The organism is Pseudomonas sp. 10B238, assembly GCF_000970615.1.
GTDB lineage: Bacteria > Pseudomonadota > Gammaproteobacteria > Pseudomonadales > Pseudomonadaceae > Stutzerimonas.
The window spans coordinates 103,275-125,493 of record NZ_KQ033930.1 but is presented as its reverse complement, the minus strand read 5'-3'; the positions used below and the strand labels follow the sequence as shown (position 1 = coordinate 125,493).

The following is a 22,219-nucleotide window of genomic DNA, read 5'->3' as shown; positions in this document are numbered from 1 at the left end:
ATGGCTGACTTACTGAATATTGGCCTGTCTGGCCTGAGTGCCAGCAAGAGCCAGTTGTCCATTACTGGCCACAACATCAGCAACGTCAACACGCCAGGCTTCAGCCGGCAGGATGCCTCCCAAGCGACCCGCACGCCGCAGTTTAGTGGTGCTGGGTACGTCGGTTCAGGTACGACGCTGGTCGAGATCCGCCGTAGCTACAGCGAATTCCTCACCAGTCAGCTGCGCAGCAGCACGTCCCTGAGCAGTGACGTTGAAGCGTACAAAAGCCAGATTGACCAGCTTGATTCGTTGCTAGCTGGCAGCACGACAGGTATCACCCCATCGTTGCAGAAGTTCTTTTCAGCGCTGCAAACGGCGGCGGAAGACCCAGCCAATATTCCGGCACGTCAGCTGGTGTTGGCTGAAGCCGAAGGCTTGGCACGCCGTTTCAATACCGTGTCTGACCGTCTGACTGAGCAGAACAACTTCACCAATAAGCAGATGGCTGCAGTTACCGATCAGGTCAATCGGCTCGCGGGCAGTATTGGCAGCTTGAACGACGCCATCGCGACCGCTTCGGCCAATGGCAAACAGCCCAATGATTTGCTCGATGCGCGCGACGAGGCCGTGCGGCAATTGTCGACGTATATCGGCATCAGCGTTACGCCCCAGGATGACAATAGCTTCAACATTTCGGTCGGCAGTGGTCAGCCGCTGGTTGTAGGCAAGACGGTGAGCCAGCTCAAGGTGGTGCCGGGCCAGAGCGACCCCAATCGTCATGAGATTCGATTTGTCAGCGGTGGCTCGGAGCAGGGCATTACCTCGCAGATCACCGGCGGTGAGCTGGGTGGCTTGATCCGCTATCGCGAGGAAGTACTGGATTCGACGATGAATTCGTTGGGACGGCTGGCGCTGGCGGTGAGTGACCAGGTCAATAGTCAGCTGGGGCAGGGGTTGGATCTGAAGGGAAATGTCGGCGAGGGATTGTTTGCTAACTACAACACCGAGGCTTTAGCAAAACTGCGTGTCAGCGCTTTCTCCGGCAATAAAAGCAACATTCAGCCGGAACTGGTAATAACAGAGACCAACTTGCTCACTAACAGTGACTATCGGCTGGAATTCGATGGTGCTGACTATACGGCGCGCCGGTTGAGCGACGGTAAGGCGATGACAGTGTCACCGTCATCTCCAGGGAGCTATCCCGCGACTCTGACTTTTACCGATCCGAACGTCGCACCGGCGCTTCCAAGGGGCCAAGGATTTGAACTGGTCCTCGGTGCTGCCCCGGAAGCAGGCGACAAGTTTAGCCTTCAGCCTACTCGGCGCGGTGCTGCGGACATCAGGGTGTCCTTGGACCAGGCGGATCAGTTAGCTTTCGCTGCGGTAGCGAGCGGACAGAGTAAACTTCAAAACGCCGGTACTGGAGCTATCAGTCAACCGGATATGGCATCGGCACCATCGCCGATTGACCTCAACGTCCTCAAAACGGCATTTGGCAGCGGGCTGAGCCTGACTGCAACCGCCAACTCCGACGGTACTTTCACCTTGACCGACGCTGACTCTCTGCCTAGCGGTTGGGCCTACGTGGATGCGAAGGGCGATCCTCTGGTTGACGGTAGTGGAGATCCGCTCGCCCCAACACTCCAGTCCGGTACGACCAACACTGTTCGCTTGGCGTATACGGCTACGCCAGGAGGCACTTATCAGTTCGACTTCAATGTCAGCGGGAGACCCCAAACGAGCGATAGTTTTTCGCTGACCTACAACCAAGGCGGCGTCTCTGATAACCGCAACGCGTTGAAGCTGGTCGACCTTCAGAGCAAACAGACCGTCGGGGTATCCGTAGACGCTGATGGAAAAACCCTATCAGGCGCTAGTTTCACCGATGGCTACGGCGAATTGGTCGAACGGGTCGGTACGCTGACAGCCCAAGCGCGAATGGATAGCGAAGCGACAGGGGCGATTCTCAAGCAGGCCACCGACAACCGCGACTCGCTGTCAGCCGTGAACCTCGATGAAGAAGCGGCCAATCTGATCAAATTTGAGCAGTACTACAATGCGTCCGCTCAGATCATTCAAGTTGCTCGCTCCATGTTCGATACATTGATCAGTACCTTCAGGTAACAGGCCCGCTCATGCGCATCTCGACCTTGCAAGCATTCAATAACGGCGTAGCCGGCATTCAGCGCAACTACTCCAATGCAACCCGCACGCAGGAGCAGATCAGCACGGGTAATCGCATCCTGACGCCGGCGGACGATCCGGTTGCGTCGGTGCGTTTGTTGCAGCTTGAGCAGCAACAGAATGTGCTGAGCCAGTACAACTCCAATCTGACGGCGGCCAAGAACAGCCTTACCCAAGAAGAGGTGACGCTGAATTCCGTCAACACGGTGCTTCAGCGTGTTCGCGAGCTGGCTGTCCAGGCCGGTAATGGTGCGCTTGATCCGCAGGATCGCAAGTCCATCGCGGCGGAGCTGGGTGAGCGCGAGGACGAGCTTCTGTCGCTCATGAACACCCGCAACGCACGTGGCGAATACTTGTTTGCAGGGTTCCAAGGCAAGACTCAGCCCTTCGTCCGCGGTCCGGAAGGGAGCTACAGCTATGTCGGGGACGAGGGGCAGCGGAAGCTGCAAATTGCTAGCTCCCTAGATATTCCCATTAGCGATAACGGCAAGTCGATTTTTCAGAGCGTGACGAACGCGGGTCGACTAGATAGCGCTCTGGATGTTTCGAGCATCCCGGCAGGTGTTGAGACGACACTGAGTGTGTCGAAGCCGCTCGTAAGCGATGAAGTGGCGCTCACAGGGGCCCCGTCGTTTCCGGCCGACGGAGTTGAGATTCGTTTTGAGGCGGATGGCGCGTTTTCTATATACGCCTTGCCACGGCAGACGGATCCGGTGAGCGGAGATTTCACCGATGATCCGTTGCCAGATGGCATCAACTTAAAGCTAGATGACGACGCTAAAAATTCAGACCAGCTCGTTTTCCGGGGAGTAACGTTACATTTCGATGGCGAGGCGGTTGGCGGTGAACGAGTAGTGGTGATGCCCGGAACAATCACTAACGTGGCGTCAGATGGCACAATTACTGCCGAGTCAGTCCAGAACAAGCAAGGCATCCTCGACACCATCGCCAATCTTCGCTCTGCTCTGGAAGATCCGTCTACCGGCAACACCGGCGTCCGCGACGCCGTTGCCGTTGCCCTGACCAACCTCGATCACGGCATGGTCAGCGTTGACCAAGCCCGCGGCAATATCGGTGCCCGTCTGAACGTCATCGAAACCAGCCAAACCGATAACGAAGATGTTGCGCTGGTCAACAAAGGTGTGCAGGCCGAGCTGCGTGAGCTCGACTACGCTGAAGCGCTGTCTCGGCTATCGATGCAGACGGTGGTGCTTGAAGCAGCCCAGCAGAGTTATGTGAAGATCGCGGGATTGAGTCTGTTCAACGTGATGCGTTGAGTCGCCCGGAGGGCACGGTTCACAGAATAAGCAGCCCGATTTGACTTGCTATTGGTGCGACTTAGAGTGTCATTGCGGCGCATGGAGTACCGCGTCGCTAATCCGACACTCATAAGGACATGAACAATGCTTAAGTCATTTATATCCGCTTCAATATTCGCACTGCTCGCTGGCGTCTCGCTCAGCAGTTTCGCTGGCCCGACCAAGTCTGCTGACCCAGTAGTGGTTGCAACGGCCCAGCAAGCTGCGCCGATCAACATCAATTCGGCCGACGCCGAAACCCTGACCCGCGAACTCAAGGGTATTGGCGCAACAAAGGCCAAGGCGATCGTTGCTTATCGCGAAGCGCATGGCCCATTCACCGCCGTCGATGAGCTCCTCGAAGTTAAAGGAATCGGTGCGGCCACTTTAGAAAAAAATCGAACCAAACTGGGCGTTAACTGACCAGCCTATTTTTGAATAAACGAAGCCGGTCATTCGACCGGCTTTTTTATGCCTGTAACGGTGCTGCGCAGACCCGCTCTCAAATCGGGCCGGCTCTGCTGCGTTGGCTATCCCGGTCCGGTAGGTAGGAACGCGGGCCTACGCGCGCTGTCCTTGTTAGAACGCTCAGCTAACTTTGTCTACCGCCTTTGAGGCCGAATTAGCCTTAAAAAGGCGTTGACATGTTACGGTTATTCACATTGATACCGTCTTGTCTGGGAAGACACCTGTACGCGGCGCAGCAGATCGCTGGGGTTTGCTAACTTACTGATTGTAAAGATTTATTTGCGCTGAGTAAAAAGCTGCCGATCTGTTTAGAGGCCACGTCACTCGGGCGTTCCAGCCAGTCATCCAGCCGCTGTTCACAAGCTTATCCACAGGTTCTGTGGATATTTTCAGAGAACGAGCAAAGCAGCTCTAGTCGGAGGTATCTGATGAAAACACCTTGGAATCTCTTTAAATACCTACCGATGGCGCAACGTGTGCTCGCTCGGGGCCGGTTGCCCATCGTGCTACTTGCGGTCGCGCGCAAACGCTCGGCTCAGGGTGGGTTGATGAAAGGTCTGCGTGAAGATCTTGGTTTGCTGCAGCAACTGTGTGTGGCGTGGTGGCGAGGCGAATATCGGCAGGTCAGCAGACCAGCGCTGGTGGCTGCGGTAGCTGGTTTGTTGTATTTCCTGTCCCCCTTGGACGCTATCCCCGACTGGATTCCAGGTCTTGGCTTCGTTGATGATCTGGCAGTACTGGGTTGGATAATCCGCAAGTGGTCTGGCGAGTTGCAGGCGTTTCGGGCCTGGAGAGACAGCCAGTCAGCGGATATACGAGCAAGTATCGACCGGTTACCCTCCTTGGACGAGCCAATGGATAGCGACGTTAGCAACGGGCGGAATGTCGGGCGCTAAAAAGGCCCTGGATTAGTTCTTTCGAATGGCTCGTGCAGCCCCTTTGCTCATTCTTTGGTGCGACCGGCTGGTGTCGAAAAAATCGACGCGCGGACTGGTAAGATCCCGACTTTCCAATTTGAGACTACGGTCGGGGTAGCGGATGAGTGTTCAGGTCATCATGCGGGACGGTAAGCCAGAGTATGCCGTGCTGCCGTGGGAGGAGTATCAGGCTCTGCTGACGAACGGGCGTGACGTAAGCGCCGCAAAGCCAGTGGAGGCAAGTGATACTGCTCCAGGCGCATTGCCAACTTTCGGAACGTTGCCGATGTTGCGAGAGGCTAAGGGGTTGAGCCAAGAAGCGCTGGCGCGCTCGGTGGGTATCAGCCCTGCTTATCTCGCCCTCATCGAAAGCGGTGAACGCGATCCCGATAATGCGATACGTCGCGCACTCGCCCGCGCATTGGAGATCGAAGGATGGCAGCAGGAGGCGTGACAGGCACCGCAGCGTCAATTCGCATCAGCCGTCCACATTGGCAGGCATTGTTGGACGAGTTGGCTGAGGTGCGGCGACAGCGCCATCTGGTCACTTACCGGGCGTTGGTCGAACGGCTCCAGTTACCAGTGCCTGCCATGCAAACCTTGACAGCCGCGCTGGAACATCTGGCTGCGCTGGATGCCCGTGCGGATCGGCCGCTACGTAGTGCGTTGGTGGTGAGCCAAGGGGCAAGTCGTCTGCCAAGAACCGGTTTTTTCGAATGTGCTACTCGCCTAGGGCGCTTTTCTGGTCCGGCAGACGGTTCTGCGGCCGCATCCTGGCACGCAGGTGAGGTTGCGCGAGTGTTCGAGTTTGATTATCCAGGGATTCCGTAATGCTGAACAACATCCGTGCGCGAGTCGGTTATCTGTTTGCTCGCAAATTGATGAGCTTACGTTGGGCCGTTCAGCAACCGAAACTGTGGCGCTGGATGGAGGGCCAATTTTCGCGCATGGCTGCGATTGGCGATTCGAAGGCGCAAAGCTTTTATGGCCATATCCTGCTGTTTCGAGGACAGGGATTTGGTGCTAGGCAAGAGGGTATACGTCTGCTGCGTCTGGCTGCCGAAAAGGGCGATGCCAAGGCCGCTTACCAGATGGGTGTCATCAGCCTGGGCGAAGACGCTACTCACGGCCCAGACGGCGCCAAGGCCGCGCATTGGTGGAAGCTTGCCGTCGAGGCAGGGCACCCCTTAGCGGCAACCAGGTTGGCTCAGCTGTACACGGCGGGAGGCCATGGCCTCGCACGAGACGTGCAGCAGGCGGAGCATTACAAGGCCAGTGCAGCCAGACTCGGACTTTGATTACTTGTGACTGAGATAAAGCGTCCGCGTTTGCAGGCTCAACCCTAGTACCTTTTGGCTTAGTGCCTGGTGTCGGATGCAGTCTGCCGATTGGCGTGACGCGGACATTTCTTACCATGGCTGGCGTCCGTACAATGCAGCGCTTTCTCGGTTGGGTCGTTTCTAATGCAGATCGCCTTGGCGCCTATGGAAGGGCTCGTTGATGACATTCTCCGCGACGTTCTCACCCGTGTTGGCGCTGTTGACTGGTGCGTGACCGAATTCATCCGTGTGTCGGATCGTCTGTTACCGGCATCTAGTTTTCTTAAGCTTGCTTCCGAGCTTGAACACGGCGCTGCAACCCGCGCAGGTACGCCGTTGCGTGTGCAGTTGCTGGGCTCGGATCCGCTCTGCCTGGCTGACAACGCGGCGTTCGCGTGTAGCCTCGGTGCCCCTGCAATCGATCTAAATTTCGGCTGCCCGGCCAAAACGGTCAACAAATCCCGCGGTGGCGCCGTTCTGCTCAGGGAGCCGGATCTGCTTCATTCCATCCTTCACGAAGTACGCAAGGCGGTTCCGGCGCAGATACCGGTTACCGCGAAGATGCGTTTGGGTTTTGACCACAAGGACGGCGCGCTCGACTGTGCCCGTGCACTGGTTGATGGCGGTGCTGCGCAGCTGGTTGTGCATGCGCGGACCAAGGTCGAGGGATACAAACCTCCAGCGCATTGGGAGTGGGTGGCTAAGGTTAGGGACGTCGTCAATGTGCCGGTGTTTGCCAATGGCGATATTTGGTCGGTCGAGGACTGGCGACGTTGCCGTGAGGTCAGCGGAGTTGAGGACATCATGCTAGGCCGCGGACTGGTTTGTCGGCCGGATCTGGCTCGGCAGATCGCGGCGGCAAAGGCCGGTGCGCTGCTCGAGCCGCTGAGTTGGGAAGATCTGCAACCGCTTTTGGCCGATTTCTGGATGCAGGCGCGACGCAAGATGTCTCCGCGCTATGCGCCTGGTCGTTTCAAACAATGGTTATCCCTGCTTACCCGTAACTATCCGCAAGCCGTTACGCTGTTCGCTCAGGTTCGGCGGGAAAACGACTGCGATCGGCTCGACGCACTGCTGGGTCTAGACGTAAACGCGCAGGGGCTCAAGACGGCTGTCTAGCGTCCTCCGCTCACATCGAGTAGAGCGCCGCTGGTGTAGCTGGCCTTGTCGCTGGCCAACCAGAGAATCGCTTCAGCGACCTCTTTCGCTTCACCACCCCGGCCCATGGGCACGCTGCTCCTTACACGCTCGATGCGATCAGGCTCACCACCGCTGGCGTGAATTTCTGTATGGATCACGCCGGGCCGTACGGCATTGACCCGGACGCCCTCTGCAGCGACTTCCTTGGCCAGCCCGAGGGTCATGCTATCTATCGCGCCCTTGGCGGCCGCGTAGTCGATGTACTCGTTGGGCGCGCCGAGTTTGGCTGCAATTGAGGAGACGTTGACGATGGCACCGCCGGTACCACCGTTGCGAGTGGACATGCGCTTGACCGCCTCGCGGGCGCAGAGAAAGCTACCGAATACATTTACCGCGAATACGCGTTCCAGGCGTGCTTTGTCCATGTCTTCGAGGCGCGTCTGGCGTTCGAGCATGCCGGCGTTATTGACGAGTACGTCGAGCCTGCCGAATTCGGCATCAAGCGCTTCGAACAAGCGTATGACTTGCGACTCCTCCGCTACGTCCGCCTCGACCGCAATTGCGCGCGCGCCCCGGCTGTGCAGCTCGTTCAATAGCTCGTCGGCTGCGTCCTGGCGCGATCGAAAGTTCAAGCACAACGCGTAGCCTTCAGCCGCTGCGAGCCTGGCTGTGGCAGCGCCGATGCCATGGCTGGCCCCCGTTATCAACATTACTTTCGACATAAAAAATCCTCGACGACCGGTCTTGAAAACAGGCGAGCAGTTCCTATTTTGGGCATCACAGGATGCCGAATTCGGGTCCTGTATGAACCACTCGCTGAATATCAGGAGACAGCAAAATGACTAGTTTTTCGATGGCCCCACTGTTTCGTCAGTCCATTGGTTTCGATCGCTTCAACGATCTGTTCGAGTCCGCGCTGCGCAATGATGCAAACGGCTCGTTCCCGCCCTACAACGTGGAAAAGCACGGCGATGATCAGTACCGCATCATCGTAGCTGCCGCTGGGTTCCATGAGTCCGACCTGGATTTGCAGGTCGAGCGAGGCGTGCTGACTGTGAGCGGTGGCAAGCGTGAGAACAGTGGCGAAAACGTTACCTACCTGCATCAGGGAATCGCCCAGCGTGCTTTCAAGCTCTCGTTCCGCCTCGCCGACCATATTGAAGTGAAGGGCGCAGAGCTGAGAAATGGGCTTCTCAGCATCGAGCTCGAGCGTGTCGTGCCAGAGGAGGCCAAACCCAAGCGCATCCCAATTAACGGTGAGCGTTTGGCGTTGGAGGGCTGAGCGAGCCGCCAGCACGTAGCTTGAACAGTAACCCCGCCTGCGCAGTTCGCACGGCGGGGTTTTCGTTTTCTGGCAACGCCTTTCAGCTGAGTGAGTGAGTTTTGAGCAGTTCTCCGAAATCTGCCGGCGGAAGAGGGCGGCTGAAGAGATATCCCTGATACAGGTAGCAGCCTTGCGCTTGGAGCAGGTCAAGCTGCGCCTGTTGTTCGACCCCTTCGGCAATCACTTCCAGCCTTAGACTTCGCGCCATTGCGACAATGGCGCGAATGATCTCGGCGTCGTTTGGATCATCCAGTGCATCGCGAACGAAGGACTGGTCGATCTTAAGGACATCGACTGGTAGCCGCTTCAGGTAGGTGAGGGAAGAATAGCCGGTGCCGAAATCGTCCATGGCGAAGCTCACGCCCTGTCGGCAGAGGCGGCGCATCTTGGCGATGGTGTCGTCCAGGTTTTGGATAACGATGCCTTCGGTGATTTCCAGTTTGATCATCGTGTGCGGAAGGCTGACGGCTTTGAGCGCTTCGAGAACCCGCTCGACGAAATCACTTTGGCGGAACTGTCGTGGGCTGATGTTGACGCAGAGGCTGAAGCTGTCCGAATCAACGACGCCATTGGCCAACAGCGATGCGGCGATGCGACAGGCCTCCCTGATGACCCAATTGCCCACTTCGACAATCAGGCCGCTTTCTTCGAGCACGTCGATGAACTGGGCAGGGGAACGCACGCCATCCACCGGGTGATGCCAGCGCAACAGGACCTCGGCGCCGATCACCCTGGCGGAGCGCGCGTCGACCTGTGGTTGAAGGTACAACTCGAATTCGTTGCGCTGCAGGGCAAGACGCAGTTCGCTCTCAAGCTGCAGGCGTGCACTGGCGGCTTGTTGCATTGTGGTGCGGAACAGCTGAATCGCATTACGTCCGGCGTCCTTTGCCCGATAGAGCGCAATGTCGGCGCGCTTCAGCAGATCGGCAGGCGTCTCGCCGTGATCAGGCATCAAGGCGATGCCGATACTGGGCGTTACCTGCAGCCTGTTGCCTTCGAACACCATAGGCTCGGCGAGGAGGGTGCGAAGTTTTTCGGCGACCTGGCGGACATGGCGGGTCACCTCCGAGCGCTTGCCCGTCAAACCGGTGAGTAGCACAACGAATTCATCGCCACCCAAGCGGGCTACGGTGTCCTCCTGTCGGATGCTGGCCTCGAGGCGGGCAGTGATCATTTTCAATACCGCGTCACCGACAGGATGTCCAAGCGAGTCGTTGATGTGTTTGAAGTGGTCAAGGTCGAGAAACAGTAGGGCCCCACGCAGCTTGTGGCGTTTATGCAGCGCCGTCTGCTGAGTCAGGCGATCCATTAACAGCGTTCGGTTAGGCAGGTTAGTCAACGGGTCGTGATAGGCCAGGTGGTGAATTTGCGCGTGGGCGGCCTTGAGTTGGCTGATGTCCCGTGCGGATAACAGCAGACAATCTGTGTTGTTCAGCACGATGGGTTCTACCGACACTTCAATGTGCTTTAAACGACCGTGACGATCCTGCCCGACCATCTCCCAGTTCGTCACCCGGCCGTCACGTTCGAGCCGTTCGAGAATCTCCTGGCGCTGCGTGCTGGGCCAGACGCCCAATTCATAAGAGGTTCTGCCGATGGCTTCTTCGGGACTGTAGCCTGAGAGGCGTTGGAAGCCTTCGTTAACCTCGATGAATCGTCCCGTGCCGCGCTCGCTGATGATGATGGCGTCAGGGCTCGAATGAAAAGCCTTGGCGAATTTAACCTCGCTGGCCTTCAGCGCCGCCTCGGCCTGTTGTCGTTTGGTAATGTCACGAAAAGTGGTGACGATGCACAGGCGGCGGTCGACGCGGATGAACCGGCTGGAAACCACGCAAGTGACGATCTGTCCTGTCCTGGTGCGGAACTGTGCCTCGGCGTTCTCCAGCCGTTGATCACGCATCAGTTGCTCGAACAGTGATTTTCGCTGCCGTTCGTCCTGCCAGATGCCGATTTCCGGAGCAGATCGCCCGACGATATCGGCGCTCTCCCAACCGAACACCACGCCAAAGCTCGGGTTGATCTCCATGAAAACCCCGTCGCGGATGCGGGACAGGGAGATCGGGTCTGGACTGCCTTGAAACAAAGCTGAGAACTTCGCTTCCGACGCCGCCAGGTGCTGTGTACGTAGGACCCGTTCGGTGGCGTCGATGATAATTCCGGCCATGCGCAAGGGCGCGCCACGCTCGTCCCGGTAGAGCTTGGCGGTGCTTTCGAGGTGCCGAATCGTGCCGTCTGGATGGTTGGCCTGGTAGGTGGCCTGATAGGTTTGTCGACGCCCGGCGAGGAGGTCGCTGTATGCCGCCCGCATGGTCTTGCGGTCGTTCGCAGCGACGCTGCGGAAAAACTCACGAAACGATCCGTCGAATGGGCCTTCTACCAGACCTTGCAGCTCGGAGGCCCTGGACGAGGCATAGAGCCGGTCGCTTGGAATGTGCCATTCCCAGTTGCCCAGCTCTGCGGAGGCGAGTGCAAGCTCAAGGCGTTCTTGGCTGTCTTCCAGCGCCTGCGCCTGAATGTGACGGTCGGTGATGTCGCGGATGACGCCCACCAGCGTCGTCTCCCCATTCTCATTGACCTGTCGTTGCCCATCGATTTCAAGCCACCGCACACTGGCGTCTGGCCAGCAGACGCGATGGCGGAAGCTGAACCGTGGTTCGGCGCCAGTGAGCATCGAACATATTGCGGTCTCGACGTGCGGTCGGTCTTCCGGGATGACGAGTTCGAGATACCGAGCTGGAGAAAGCTCTACGAGCGGCGCGCTCAGGCCGAACAGCTTCCCCGTGCCGAGGGACCAATGCATGGCGTCGCGTTGAACATCCCAGGACCACAGGCCGAGCCCTGCACCGTCAAGCATCGATAGTAGGCGCGCAACGTCCTGCCATGGTTGTGGTGCACCTGGGGAGGCATCGGACGTGGCATCAGGCGGCAACATGAGCGGCCTCGAAGAGCTGGGTCTGCGTGATGTTTCGACGGTAGGCGATGCTCATGGCTCTCTTGGATCTTGTTGTTGTCCCGCGAACTTATCCGTAGCTAGTGGCAAAGTGCAAGTGCGCTTAGTCGGCCTCCAGCAGTGACATGAAGGCCTTTGCCGCGTTCGACAGGGTGCGCTCGGTATGGGTGATGTAGCCGAGCTCCCTCGCCAGTTGAATGCCCGAGAGGGGCAATCGTACTACCTGATCATCAAGCATGGTGCGGGGCAACACACTCCAGGCGATCCCAATCGAAACCATCATTTTGATGGTCTCCATGTAATTGGTGCTCATCGTGATATTAGGCGTCAGCCTCTCACGCTCGAACAGCCGGTGAGCGATGTGATGGGTGAACGTGTTGCCACCTGGAAATACCGCAGGAAAGCCGGCGACGTCGGCTAGCGTTATGTCAGGCTTCTGGGCTAGCGGGTGTTCGGGGGCGACGACGAAGTCCAGTGGATCGTCCCATACCTTGACCGCGCGGATCGGCGATGCGGTCTGCGGTGCCAGCGTGATTACGGCCAGTTCGGCTCGACCATGCAGAACTTCATCGTAAGCGACCTCCGAATCAAGGAAACGAATATCCAGATTCACCTTCGGATAGGCGCGCGTGAAGGCTCTCAGCAACGGTGGTAGACGATGCAGCCCGATGTGGTGACTGGTGGCCAGGCTCAGTTGTCCGCTGACGTCGCCGTTGAGGTTGGTCAGTGCACGACGGGTATCGTCCAGCACGTTGAGGATCTGATAAGCGCGAGGTAGCAGCGCGCGGCCAGCTTCAGTCAGCCCGATTTCCCGGCCAAGCCGATCAAACAGTCGCACGCTCAGCTGTGATTCCAGCGAAGCCAGGCGCTTGCTCACGGCCGGCTGAGTCAGATGCAGACGCTCAGCGGCGAGGGAAAAGCTGCCCATCTCGGCGATTGCTATAAAAGCGTTAAGGCTGGCGAGGTCCATGGCTGGCTCCGGTCATCGGTTTTGGACTGACGTCATTAGCATGAGGATAGATGTCTGTATTCCGATAAGGAATGAGTAAGATGAAAAATATGAATTTGAGTAATCCATTGCAAGTCCCTAGCATGACCTCATAAGCAAAAGGGCTATTGCCCAACGCACTGATGAGGAAAGTCCGATGGCTGGCAAAACGCTCTACGACAAGCTCTGGGAAATGCACGAGGTCAAGCGCCGCGATGATGGCTCGTCACTGATTTATATCGACCGTCATATCCTGCACGAAGTGACCTCACCGCAAGCGTTTGAAGGGCTTCGCCTGGCCGGGCGCAAGCCATGGCGCATCGATGCCAACATTGCCACCCCGGATCACAATGTGCCGACTACCAAGGGCGAGCGTCAGGGCGGCTTGGAAGCGATCGCCGATGAGGTTTCCCGTATCCAAGTGCAGACTTTGGACGAGAACTGCGACGACTTTGGCATTCTTGAATTCAAGATGAACGACGTTCGTCAGGGCATCGTTCATGTGATCGGCCCAGAGCAGGGAGCAACCCTGCCGGGGATGACAGTGGTCTGCGGGGACTCGCACACCTCTACGCATGGCGCTTTCGCTGCACTGGCCCATGGCATCGGCACTTCGGAAGTCGAGCATGTGCTCGCCACGCAGTGCCTGGTCGCTAAAAAAATGAAGAACATGCAGGTGCGCGTCGAGGGCAAGCTGCCCTTTGGCGTGACTGCCAAAGACATCGTTCTGGCCGTGATTGGCAAGATCGGCACGGCCGGTGGCAACGGTCATGCGCTGGAGTTCGCTGGCAGTGCCATCCGTGACCTTTCGATGGAAGGGCGCATGACCATCTGCAATATGTCCATTGAGGCCGGGGCGCGCGTAGGGATGGTGGCTGCAGACGAGAAAACCATCGCTTATGTGGACGGTCGACCCTTTGCGCCCAAAGGCGCCGATTGGGAGCGGGCTGTCGAGCTCTGGAAGACGCTGATTTCTGACGAAGATGCCATTTTTGACACGGTCGTGGAGTTGAATGCCGAAGACATTAAGCCACAGGTTAGCTGGGGTACCTCACCTGAAATGGTGCTGGCGGTTGACCAGAACGTGCCGGATCCGGCTGTTGAAGCTGACCCTGTCAAGCGTGACTCCATCACTCGCGCGCTGAAGTACATGGGGCTGCAAGCCAACCAACCGATCACTGACATTCAACTCGATCGCGTTTTCATCGGTTCTTGCACCAACTCCCGGATCGAAGACCTGCGCGCCGCAGCGGAAGTGGCGAAGGGTCGTAAGGTTGCCGCAACGGTCAAGCAAGCGATGGTGGTGCCGGGGTCCGGGCTGGTCAAGCGGCAGGCCGAGGCGGAGGGGCTGGACAAGATTTTCGTTGAGGCAGGCTTTGAATGGCGCGAGCCGGGTTGCTCCATGTGTCTGGCGATGAACCCGGACAAGCTGGGCAGTGGCGAGCACTGCGCGTCCACCTCCAACCGCAACTTCGAAGGTCGGCAGGGTGCCGGTGGCAGGACGCATCTGGTGAGCCCGGCAATGGCGGCCGCGGCTGCGGTGACTGGTCGTTTCGTAGACGTTCGTGAATTGATGCAGGCCTGAGGAGACCACCATGAGAGCATTTACCCAGCATACCGGTCTCGTCGCGCCGCTCGACCGCGCCAACGTCGACACCGATCAGATCATCCCCAAGCAGTTTCTCAAGTCGATCAAACGCACCGGTTTCGGGCCCAATCTGTTCGATGAGTGGCGCTACCTGGATGTCGGGCTGCCCAATCAGGATTGTTCGACTCGCCCCGTGAACCAGGAGTTCGTGTTGAATTTTCCGCGTTATCAGGGGGCTAGCGTCCTGCTTGCGCGTGAGAACTTCGGTTGCGGTTCATCCCGTGAGCACGCGCCCTGGGCGCTGGAAGAATATGGCTTCCGGACGATCATCGCGCCGAGCTTTGCCGACATCTTCTACAACAATAGTTTCAAGAATGGCCTGCTGCCGATCGTCCTGAAGGAAGACGAGGTCGACGGACTGTTCGAACAGGCAGAGGCCACTGAGGGTTATCAGCTTACTGTAGACCTTGCCGCTCAGACGGTTACCCGTCCGGACGGTGTCCAGTACAGCTTCGAGGTCGATGCATTTCGCAAGCACTGCCTGCTTAACGGCTTGGATGATATCGGCCTGACTCTGCAAGACGCTGAGGCCATCAAGACGTTTGAAACCCGTCATCAACAGAACCAGCCCTGGTTGTTTGGCGCTATTAAGTAAATAAAGAAGCGGAGAGCTCAAGCAACTTGCTCGTGGCTTTCAGTTATTACAAAGGGAAATTTATCAATGTCCAAGCAGATTTTAGTTCTTCCGGGCGACGGTATCGGCCCTGAAATCATGGCCGAAGCGGTCAAGGTGCTGGAACTGGCCAACCACAAGTTTCAACTCGATTTCGAGTTGAGCTATGACGAGCTGGGTGGCGCGGCGGTCGATAAATATGGCGTACCACTGGCTGACGAGACGCTGGAGCGTGCTCGTGCGGCGGACGCCATTCTGCTGGGCGCGGTTGGCGGGCCGAAGTGGGACGCCATCGATCCGGCCATCCGCCCCGAGCGTGGCTTGTTGAAAATTCGCTCCCAGCTGGGCCTGTTCGGGAATCTGCGCCCGGCGCTGCTGTACCCGCAGCTGGCGGCCGCCTCTAGTCTGAAGCCGGAGATCGTGTCCGGTCTGGATATTCTCATCGTCCGGGAGCTGACTGGCGGCATCTATTTCGGTCAGCCCCGTGAGAGCAAAACGCTGGAAAATGGCGAGCGTATGGCGTTCGATACGCTGCCCTACAGCGAAAGCGAGATCCGCCGCATAGCCAAGGTCGGTTTCGACATGGCTCTTGTTCGAGGCAGGAAGCTCTGCTCGGTGGACAAGGCGAACGTACTGGCATCCAGTCAGCTGTGGCGCGCTGTTGTGGAGGAGGTCGGCAAAGATTATCCGGATGTCGAGCTTAGCCATATGTATGTCGATAACGCAGCGATGCAGTTGGTGCGCGCGCCGAAGCAGTTCGACGTGATCGTCACCGACAACATGTTCGGCGACATTCTGTCGGACGAAGCTTCCATGTTGACCGGCTCGATCGGCATGCTGCCTTCTGCTTCTCTCGACTCGAACAACAAAGGCATGTTCGAGCCTTGCCATGGTTCAGCTCCGGATATAGCCGGGAAGGGTATCGCCAATCCGCTGGCAACGATCCTCTCGGTGTCGATGATGCTTCGCTACAGCTTCAACCAGGTCGCTGCCGCGGATGCGATCGAGAAGGCAGTTAGCAACGTGCTCGACCAGGGATTGCGAACAGGTGATATCTGGTCCGAAGGTTGTGAAAAAGCGAATACTCAGGTGATGGGCGATGCGGTAGTCGCGGCGCTCGCGAAGTTGTAATCTCTCTGGCCCCATTGCACCGGCCGTTGATAGCGCTAGCGGGCGACGGCTAGGCGGAAGCGCCGAATAGTGCGAGGCGTGGTGTTTGATGTGTATGAACAACGCGCCCGCGCTTTTGAACCCGAAAGCGTCTTTGTTTATCGACGGCCCGTCCCGCGGGCCACATATATATAGGTGTAGTTGCGATGAAACGTGTAGGTCTGATCGGTTGGCGCGGTATGGTTGGTTCCGTGCTCATGCAGCGGATGCTGGAGGAGCGGGATTTCGACCTGATCGAGCCGGTGTTCTTTACCACCTCCAACGTCGGCGGTCAGGGTCCTTCGATCGGCAAGGAAATAGCGCCGCTGAAGGATGCCTACAGCATCGATGAGCTGAAAACTCTCGATGTAATTCTCACTTGCCAAGGTGGTGACTACACCAGTGAAGTCTTCCCGAAGCTGCGTGAGGCGGGCTGGAAGGGCTATTGGATCGATGCGGCTTCCACGCTGCGCATGCACGACGACGCGGTTATCGTGCTGGACCCGGTGAACCGCAAGGTCATCGACCATCAGCTGGATGCGGGCACACTCAACTACATCGGTGGCAATTGCACCGTCAGCTTGATGCTGATGGGGCTTGGCGGTCTGTTCGAGCATGGGCTGGTCGACTGGATGAGTGCGATGACTTATCAGGCCGCGTCTGGTGCAGGTGCGCAGAACATGCGCGAGCTGATCAAGCAGATGGGTAGTATCAATGCTTCGGTCGCTGACGAGCTTGCTGACCCGGCTAGCGCTATTTTGGACATCGATCGAAAAGTTGCCGAATGCCAGCGCTCGGAGGCGTTCCCGGTCGATAACTTTGGCGTTCCACTGGCCGGTAGCTTGATCCCTTACATCGACAAGGAGCTACCGAACGGGCAGAGCCGCGAAGAATGGAAGGCCCAGGCGGAAACCAACAAGATCCTGGGTCGATTCAAAAGCCCGATTCCGGTGGATGGTATTTGTGTTCGTGTCGGCGCCATGCGTTGCCACAGCCAAGCGTTGACCATCAAGCTGAACAAGGACGTGCCTATCTCGGATATCGAAGGCATGATTAGCCAGCACAACCCTTGGGTAAAGCTTGTTCCGAACCATCGTGACGCAAGCATGCAGGAGCTGAGTCCGACTTCGGTGACTGGCACATTGAGTGTCCCGGTCGGCCGCCTGCGCAAGCTGAACATGGGATCGCATTACCTCGGTGCATTTACCGTCGGCGATCAGCTGCTTTGGGGGGCGGCCGAGCCGTTACGCCGCATGTTGCGCATTCTCCTAGAGCGTTAATACTAGAAAGCGATACCAGAAGCGCCTCGGCAACCCCGCGGCGCTTTTTTTGTGCCGAAACCCACCGAGACGCATGCGGACTGGCATAGCCGAGGTGGCGTTTCTCTGGTATTTCGTCGGGTTAAGTCTCGAATGTTCAGTGTCAAGAATGCTTTCCGCTACAGTGGGGCGCTTCAAGGGTTTGAAAAAGCCAGCACTCGGTGAGCACGGGTCGCCAGCAGTTGCGACTCGCTTGAAGCCCGCGGAGCTAATTTGTGGATTGGGTCTGATAACGTGCGAAAAGGCGTAGTGGGCAACGCTGCCTGGTCTGGTGAGTTGTTGATAAAACACTATCTGTAAAAGATACTTGCTGGAAGTTCGAAGAATTATTCTAGCTAACAACGCTGTTTAGGCTTATCGCTGACGGGGGACCGCCACCTGGCGGGCGCAGGCAGTGACTATAAGACCCTCTCGAAGATCCGAGAAAAGTTAAAAAACAAGGATTTACACAATGGTTCGGGTTCGCAATCTGGTGCTGGCAATCGCGGCTGCTACCGCGCTGACTTCCGAAATGGCTTATGCGCTGGGTTTGGGCGAGGTCACGCTGAAGTCCTCGCTGAATCAACCGCTGGTGGCTGAAATCGAACTGCTGGACGCGAAAACGTTAGCGCCCGGTGAAGTTGTGCCGGTTCTGGCGTCCGCTGAAGATTTCAATCGGGCAGGTGTCGATCGCCAATACTTCCTGACTGACCTGACTTTTACTCCGATTTTGCGCCCAGACGGCAAAAGCGTCATTCGGGTGTCTTCGACCAAACCGGTCCGCGAACCCTATCTTAATTTCCTGATCGAAGTGCTCTGGCCAAGCGGGCGGCTCCTGCGTGAGTACACGTTGCTTTTGGACCCGCCACTTTACTCGCCGGAGATTGCCGCTTCGGTCGCGCCGCAACTGCCTGTTGCTGCTCCGATTTCCCGGCCTGCCGCAGTCCCGCAAGTCGCGACACGACCTGCTTCCTCCTCCGCCACCAGCGCTGCGTCGTCAAGCGACCAATACAAGGTCACGCCTAACGACACGCTGTGGGAGATTGCTGAGCGTGCACGCCAGGGCGGCACGGTCCATCAAACAATGTTGGCCATTCAGGATCTTAATCCCAACGCCTTTATTGGCAATAACATCAACCGCATGAAGAATGGTCAGGTGCTCCGTCTTCCTAATGCCGAGCAAATTGGCAGTCGTTCGCAAGCCGAGGCGATTCAGCAGGTCGCGCAGCAGAACGCGAGCTGGCGCCAGGCTTCAGGCTCGGCAGCACCAGCTGCTCGTCAGCTCGACGCCACTCAGCGTGGCTCGGCAGGTGCTGCGCCGTCGCGCAGCGAACAGGGTGACAATCTCCGGCTAGTTGCCCCAGAACCTGGCAAGTCGACCATTGGAAGTGATGAAGGAGCTGGTGGTGATGCGGCCGCATTGCGCGACAAGCTAGCTGTTAGCGAAGAGAGCCTCGATTCCAGCCGTCGCGAAAATCTCGACCTGAAGGATCGTCTCAACGACCTGCAGGGGCAGCTGGACAAGCTGCAGCGTCTGATGCAGCTGAAAGACGACCAGTTAGCAAAATTGCAGGCACAGCTCGCGGCCGGGACGGAAGCAGGGGCAGGTGTCGCTGCGCCTTTGACCCCTTCGGCCGAAGAGACTGGCACAAGCGCTGAGCTTGCGCCCGAGGCTGCTGAAGGGGATTCTCAGCTTGGTGATGGAGCCAATGCTAGCCCGGACGCAGCGTCGCAGGCCCCTCAGAGCGAAACCATAGAGCCTCCTACGCAGGCCGAGCAAGCACCTGTTGTGCCGGCCGAGCCGGTTGCCGATCCGCAAGAGCCAGAGACCGATGGCTACATCGACGAGTTGTTGGGCAGTCCCGTTCTGCTCGGTGTTCTGGGCGGCAGCGCGTTACTGCTGTTGCTGGTCGGATTAATGGTGCTGTCACGTCGTAACGCCATGAAAGAGGCGGAACTGCAGGAAAGCCTTCTTACCGACAATTCGACTGATAATTTTTATCTCGCTCAGGCGGAGCTTGAGTCGTCTGAGAGCGATTCGGCCGATCTAGGCGCCGCGCACGATGCTGAACAGGTATCAGCAGATTCGCTTGCTGGCGCGGGTAATGACCCCTTGGCCGAGGCGGATATCTATATTGCTTACGGTCGTTTTAACCAGGCTGCCGAACTGCTACAGAACGCGTTGAACGACGAGCCGCAGCGTAGCGACCTGCGGCTGAAGCTCATGGAGGTCTATGCCGAACTGGGCGATCGAGATGGATTCGCGAGGCAAGAGGTTGAGCTTCGCGAAATAGGTGGTTCGTTTGCGGAGATCGAGCAGACAAAGGCCCGTTATCCAGCGATGGCGGCGGCCGGTTTTGGTGCTGCGGCTGCCTCTGCCTCTACAAACGATGATTTTGACACCTTCAGTCTGGATGACCTCGAGCTGGAAGAGCCAGCCCCGGTGACGGAGCAAAAGGCGGACGATGACTTCGATCTGAGCCTCGATGATCTCGAGCTGGACGATGACCTGGCGGTTGCACCCGTAGCGCCAGCTAGCGAAGCCACGCCGGAATTGGATGATGTCAACTTCGACGAAATCAGTCTCGAGGTCGCAGCCCAAGAGCAATCTGCCGACGATTTCTCCTTCGATCTAGACGAGCTAGCAGCAACCGAGAATGTGTCATTGGACGATGAGCTGGCCGGCTTCTCGCTTGATCTAGACGAGCAGCCCAGCAGTTCTACTCGTGACGAAGACCTGATGCTGGGTCTCGGTGACGAGGCAAAGCCAGCCTCGACCGAGTCGGTGGAAGAGTTTGACTTTGGGCTTGCTGACCCTGTGCAGCCCGCTAGTATGCCCGACGAATTTGACCTGTCATTGGATGACGAGCCTGCTGCAGAGTCGGCGCCGGAAACTTTCTCCTCAGAGTTGGAGGTGGTCGAGGCCGAGCTTGACGACCTTTCACGGGATTACAATGAGACGCTTGATCCATCGGCAGTAGTGCCGGAAAGCGCAGTTGAGCCGACCACGTCTTCGGCCGAGGCTCTGGACGACGATTTCGATTTCTTTGCCGATACCGACGAAACCACCACCAAGCTGGACCTCGCGCGGGCTTACATCGATATGGGCGATGCCGAGGGCGCTCGCGATATTCTTGACGAGGTCATGAGCGAGGGAAGTGACACCCAGCAGCAAGAAGCGCGAGAGATGCTCGCTAAACTAGCCTGACTATGATCGAAGCAGTACACCAAGTGGCAGCCCCATCGGCTGCCGCTGACGTTTTCAGAATTGCCCTCGGGGTTGAATACAAAGGCGCCCGGTATCGTGGCTTCCAAAGGCAGCGTGACGGCGTACCCTCCATTCAGCTGTCTTTAGAAAACGCCTTGAGCAAGGTCGCCGGGGGGCATTCGGTCACGTTGAGTTGTGCTGGACGTACCGATGCGCTCGTTCATGCGTGTGCCCAGGTCGTGCATTTCGATACGCTGGTAAAACGATCCATGCACGCCTGGGTGATGGGTGCGAATCAAAATCTGCCCAGCGATATCAGTGTGACTTGGGCCAAGGAGATGCCTCGCAGCTTCGATGCACGGTTCAGTGCCATGGCCCGCCGTTACCGTTACGTGATTTACAACGATCATATCCGGCCTGCCCACCTAGCAGAGGAAGTGACCTGGAATCACCGTCCCCTGGATATCGCACTCATGCGTGAAGCGGCGAAGACCTTCGTCGGAACTCATGACTTCAGCGCATTTCGGGCGCGCCAATGCCAGGCAAAGTCGCCCATCAAGACGATTCATCATTTTGAATTGCTCCAGCATGGCAGACTTATTGTGCTCGACGTACGTGCCAACGCTTTTCTGCATCATATGGTCCGGAACTTCGCTGGCGTGCTCATGACAATCGGCGCCGGCGAGCAACCTGTCAAATGGGCGCGGGAGGTATTGGTGTCACGGGTAAGGCGAACTGGAGGGGTGACGGCTCACCCCTTCGGGCTGTACCTCGTCCAGGTGGACTATCCCGATCAGTTCCAATTACCTGAACGCTATTTGGGGCCGCACTTTCTGTCCGGCCTGCCGGATGTACGGGCACTCCCGCGCTGAGGCAAAAAGCCCAAACTGAAACTGGCGCGGCGCAGGTAGTGGTGCGGCTGAACGATGCAGGTTGCAGCCTCTGGTGCTTTTGTTACCATCCTGGGTCTTCTATCGCAGGTGTCCGCCGTTGCCTATCGTTCGTAGCAAGATATGTGGAATAACCCGAGTCGAGGATGCGCTTGTCGCAGCTGATGCCGGGGCGGACGCAATCGGCCTTGTGTTCTATGCCAAGAGCCCTCGGGCCGTCAGCATTCAGCAGGCGCAGAGAATCGTTGCCGCACTTCCGCCGTTCGTCACCACTGTAGGCTTATTCGTTAACGCGTCGCGTTGCGAGATCAACGAAACGTTAGATGCGGTGCCGCTGGACATGCTTCAGTTTCACGGTGACGAAGCCCCCGCCGACTGCGAAGGGTTCTGTCGGCCTTGGTACAAGGCACTCCGAGTCCAGGCGGGCGAGGATGTTCGACGGCAGGTTGCGCGCTATGCGGGCGCCAGTGCCATTCTGCTTGATACGTTCGTTGCAGGCGTTCCAGGTGGGACTGGAGAAGTTTTCGACTGGTCACTGATCCCGGCTGATCTGCCCAAGCCCTTGATACTCGCTGGCGGGCTCACGTGCCAAAACGTCCAGCAGGCTGTGGCCGAAGTGCGGCCATTTGCCGTCGATGTCAGCGGCGGAGTGGAGCTCAGCAAAGGCATTAAAGATCCTGATTGTGTGAGGGAATTCGTTCGGTTGATAAGGGCGTCGATGTGACGAACCTAGGGCGTTTGCCGTCCAGTTACAGTTCGCTGTGCTGGCGAGCCGCCATTCATGCATCGCCGTAGATGCGCGATGACTCGAGTCTCAGCGACAGCGCCTTAAGGCCTATCGCT

19 protein-coding genes and 1 pseudogene are annotated in these 22,219 nt (G+C 57.8%); 17 read left to right on the top strand and 3 right to left on the bottom strand.

Going from position 1 to position 22,219, the window contains the following annotated elements:
* The 8 genes from flgK (at position 1) to RT21_RS07255 (ending at position 7,287) form a co-directional block, all read left to right on the top strand.
* Positions 1-2,106, top strand: coding sequence for a flagellar hook-associated protein FlgK (flgK, locus tag RT21_RS07290; protein WP_046162210.1), 2,106 nt, complete (start codon positions 1-3; stop codon positions 2,104-2,106).
* A gap of 11 nt (positions 2,107-2,117) precedes the next feature.
* Positions 2,118-3,443, top strand: coding sequence for a flagellar hook-associated protein FlgL (gene flgL, locus RT21_RS07285; protein WP_046162209.1), 1,326 nt, complete (start codon positions 2,118-2,120; stop codon positions 3,441-3,443).
* 126 nt (positions 3,444-3,569) lie between these two features.
* Positions 3,570-3,887: a ComEA family DNA-binding protein gene (locus tag RT21_RS07280; RefSeq protein WP_045426055.1), complete on the top strand. Its 318-nt coding sequence runs from the start codon at positions 3,570-3,572 to the stop codon at positions 3,885-3,887.
* A gap of 473 nt (positions 3,888-4,360) precedes the next feature.
* Positions 4,361-4,828, top strand: a complete 468-nt coding sequence (locus RT21_RS07275; protein WP_046162208.1) for a YkvA family protein — start codon at positions 4,361-4,363, stop codon at positions 4,826-4,828.
* A 142-nt stretch (positions 4,829-4,970) separates the two neighbouring features.
* Positions 4,971-5,303: a helix-turn-helix domain-containing protein gene (locus tag RT21_RS07270; protein ID WP_045426060.1), complete on the top strand. Its 333-nt coding sequence runs from the start codon at positions 4,971-4,973 to the stop codon at positions 5,301-5,303.
* Entirely contained in the window at positions 5,285-5,680 is a 396-nt protein-coding gene (locus tag RT21_RS24100) for a hypothetical protein (RefSeq protein WP_046162207.1), read from the top strand. Before RT21_RS07270 ends, RT21_RS24100 begins: the two co-directional genes overlap by 19 nt.
* Positions 5,680-6,147 carry a tetratricopeptide repeat protein gene (locus RT21_RS07260; RefSeq protein ID WP_046162206.1) on the top strand — a complete coding sequence of 156 codons (468 nt, stop codon included), beginning with the start codon at positions 5,680-5,682 and terminating at the stop codon, positions 6,145-6,147. Before RT21_RS24100 ends, RT21_RS07260 begins: the two co-directional genes overlap by 1 nt.
* Before the next feature lie 165 nt (positions 6,148-6,312).
* The gene (locus RT21_RS07255) at positions 6,313-7,287 is read left to right on the top strand and encodes a tRNA dihydrouridine synthase (protein ID WP_046162205.1); all 975 of its coding nucleotides are present in this window, start codon (positions 6,313-6,315) and stop codon (positions 7,285-7,287) included.
* Here RT21_RS07255 and RT21_RS07250 read toward each other — a convergent pair.
* Positions 7,284-8,030 carry an SDR family oxidoreductase gene (locus tag RT21_RS07250; RefSeq protein ID WP_046162204.1) on the bottom strand — a complete coding sequence of 249 codons (747 nt, stop codon included), beginning with the start codon at positions 8,028-8,030 and terminating at the stop codon, positions 7,284-7,286. The genes RT21_RS07255 and RT21_RS07250 overlap by 4 nt on opposite strands.
* Positions 8,031-8,146: 116 nt before the next feature.
* On the opposite strand from RT21_RS07250, the gene RT21_RS07245 reads away from it, so the two are divergent.
* The gene (locus RT21_RS07245; protein ID WP_046162203.1) at positions 8,147-8,590 is read left to right on the top strand and encodes an Hsp20 family protein; all 444 of its coding nucleotides are present in this window, start codon (positions 8,147-8,149) and stop codon (positions 8,588-8,590) included.
* An 82-nt stretch (positions 8,591-8,672) separates the two neighbouring features.
* Here the strand turns inward: RT21_RS07245 and RT21_RS07240 are convergent, their stop codons facing one another.
* Both RT21_RS07240 and RT21_RS07235 read right to left on the bottom strand, forming a co-directional pair.
* A complete protein-coding gene (locus RT21_RS07240) occupies positions 8,673-11,564 on the bottom strand; it encodes an EAL domain-containing protein (protein WP_046162202.1) in 2,892 nt (963 codons plus the stop codon).
* A gap of 121 nt (positions 11,565-11,685) precedes the next feature.
* Complete coding sequence (locus tag RT21_RS07235; protein WP_046162201.1) at positions 11,686-12,552, bottom strand: LysR family transcriptional regulator; 867 nt, start codon at positions 12,550-12,552, stop codon at positions 11,686-11,688.
* 175 nt (positions 12,553-12,727) lie between these two features.
* Between RT21_RS07235 and leuC the strand changes: the two genes are divergently transcribed.
* The 8 genes and pseudogenes from leuC (at position 12,728) to RT21_RS07200 (ending at position 22,100) form a co-directional block, all read left to right on the top strand.
* The gene (gene leuC, locus RT21_RS07230) at positions 12,728-14,155 is read left to right on the top strand and encodes a 3-isopropylmalate dehydratase large subunit (protein WP_046162200.1); all 1,428 of its coding nucleotides are present in this window, start codon (positions 12,728-12,730) and stop codon (positions 14,153-14,155) included.
* 10 nt (positions 14,156-14,165) lie between these two features.
* Entirely contained in the window at positions 14,166-14,813 is a 648-nt protein-coding gene (gene leuD, locus RT21_RS07225; RefSeq protein ID WP_046162199.1) for a 3-isopropylmalate dehydratase small subunit, read from the top strand.
* A 66-nt stretch (positions 14,814-14,879) separates the two neighbouring features.
* On the top strand, positions 14,880-15,962 hold the full coding sequence (gene leuB, locus RT21_RS07220) for a 3-isopropylmalate dehydrogenase (protein ID WP_046162198.1): 1,083 nt from the start codon (positions 14,880-14,882) through the stop codon (positions 15,960-15,962).
* Between the two features lie 185 nt (positions 15,963-16,147).
* Positions 16,148-17,260, top strand: coding sequence for an aspartate-semialdehyde dehydrogenase (asd, locus tag RT21_RS07215; protein ID WP_045426088.1), 1,113 nt, complete (start codon positions 16,148-16,150; stop codon positions 17,258-17,260).
* A 249-nt stretch (positions 17,261-17,509) separates the two neighbouring features.
* Positions 17,510-17,599 (top strand): annotated as a pseudogene (locus RT21_RS23565) (aspartate-semialdehyde dehydrogenase); the annotation flags it as partial.
* A gap of 151 nt (positions 17,600-17,750) precedes the next feature.
* Positions 17,751-20,486, top strand: coding sequence for a motility hub landmark protein FimV (locus RT21_RS07210; RefSeq protein ID WP_046162197.1), 2,736 nt, complete (start codon positions 17,751-17,753; stop codon positions 20,484-20,486).
* A gap of 2 nt (positions 20,487-20,488) precedes the next feature.
* A complete protein-coding gene (gene truA / locus RT21_RS07205; protein ID WP_046162196.1) occupies positions 20,489-21,358 on the top strand; it encodes a tRNA pseudouridine(38-40) synthase TruA in 870 nt (289 codons plus the stop codon).
* A 118-nt stretch (positions 21,359-21,476) separates the two neighbouring features.
* The gene (locus RT21_RS07200; protein WP_046162195.1) at positions 21,477-22,100 is read left to right on the top strand and encodes a phosphoribosylanthranilate isomerase; all 624 of its coding nucleotides are present in this window, start codon (positions 21,477-21,479) and stop codon (positions 22,098-22,100) included.
* Positions 22,101-22,219 lie beyond the last annotated feature (119 nt).

Coding starts and splice junctions, on each gene's coding strand:
- RT21_RS07250 (WP_046162204.1), bottom strand. CDS start 8,030: ATGTCGAAAGTAATGTTGATAACGGGGGCCAGCCATGGCATCGGCGCT.
- RT21_RS07275 (WP_046162208.1), top strand. CDS start 4,361: ATGAAAACACCTTGGAATCTCTTTAAATACCTACCGATGGCGCAACGT.
- truA (WP_046162196.1), top strand. CDS start 20,489: ATGATCGAAGCAGTACACCAAGTGGCAGCCCCATCGGCTGCCGCTGAC.
- leuC (WP_046162200.1), top strand. CDS start 12,728: ATGGCTGGCAAAACGCTCTACGACAAGCTCTGGGAAATGCACGAGGTC.
- leuD (WP_046162199.1), top strand. CDS start 14,166: ATGAGAGCATTTACCCAGCATACCGGTCTCGTCGCGCCGCTCGACCGC.
- RT21_RS07245 (WP_046162203.1), top strand. CDS start 8,147: ATGACTAGTTTTTCGATGGCCCCACTGTTTCGTCAGTCCATTGGTTTC.
- flgL (WP_046162209.1), top strand. CDS start 2,118: ATGCGCATCTCGACCTTGCAAGCATTCAATAACGGCGTAGCCGGCATT.
- RT21_RS07210 (WP_046162197.1), top strand. CDS start 17,751: ATGGTTCGGGTTCGCAATCTGGTGCTGGCAATCGCGGCTGCTACCGCG.
- leuB (WP_046162198.1), top strand. CDS start 14,880: ATGTCCAAGCAGATTTTAGTTCTTCCGGGCGACGGTATCGGCCCTGAA.
- flgK (WP_046162210.1), top strand. CDS start 1: ATGGCTGACTTACTGAATATTGGCCTGTCTGGCCTGAGTGCCAGCAAG.
- RT21_RS07260 (WP_046162206.1), top strand. CDS start 5,680: ATGCTGAACAACATCCGTGCGCGAGTCGGTTATCTGTTTGCTCGCAAA.
- RT21_RS07235 (WP_046162201.1), bottom strand. CDS start 12,552: ATGGACCTCGCCAGCCTTAACGCTTTTATAGCAATCGCCGAGATGGGC.
- RT21_RS07240 (WP_046162202.1), bottom strand. CDS start 11,564: ATGTTGCCGCCTGATGCCACGTCCGATGCCTCCCCAGGTGCACCACAA.
- RT21_RS24100 (WP_046162207.1), top strand. CDS start 5,285: ATGGCAGCAGGAGGCGTGACAGGCACCGCAGCGTCAATTCGCATCAGC.
- RT21_RS07280 (WP_045426055.1), top strand. CDS start 3,570: ATGCTTAAGTCATTTATATCCGCTTCAATATTCGCACTGCTCGCTGGC.
- asd (WP_045426088.1), top strand. CDS start 16,148: ATGAAACGTGTAGGTCTGATCGGTTGGCGCGGTATGGTTGGTTCCGTG.
- RT21_RS07270 (WP_045426060.1), top strand. CDS start 4,971: ATGAGTGTTCAGGTCATCATGCGGGACGGTAAGCCAGAGTATGCCGTG.
- RT21_RS07255 (WP_046162205.1), top strand. CDS start 6,313: ATGCAGATCGCCTTGGCGCCTATGGAAGGGCTCGTTGATGACATTCTC.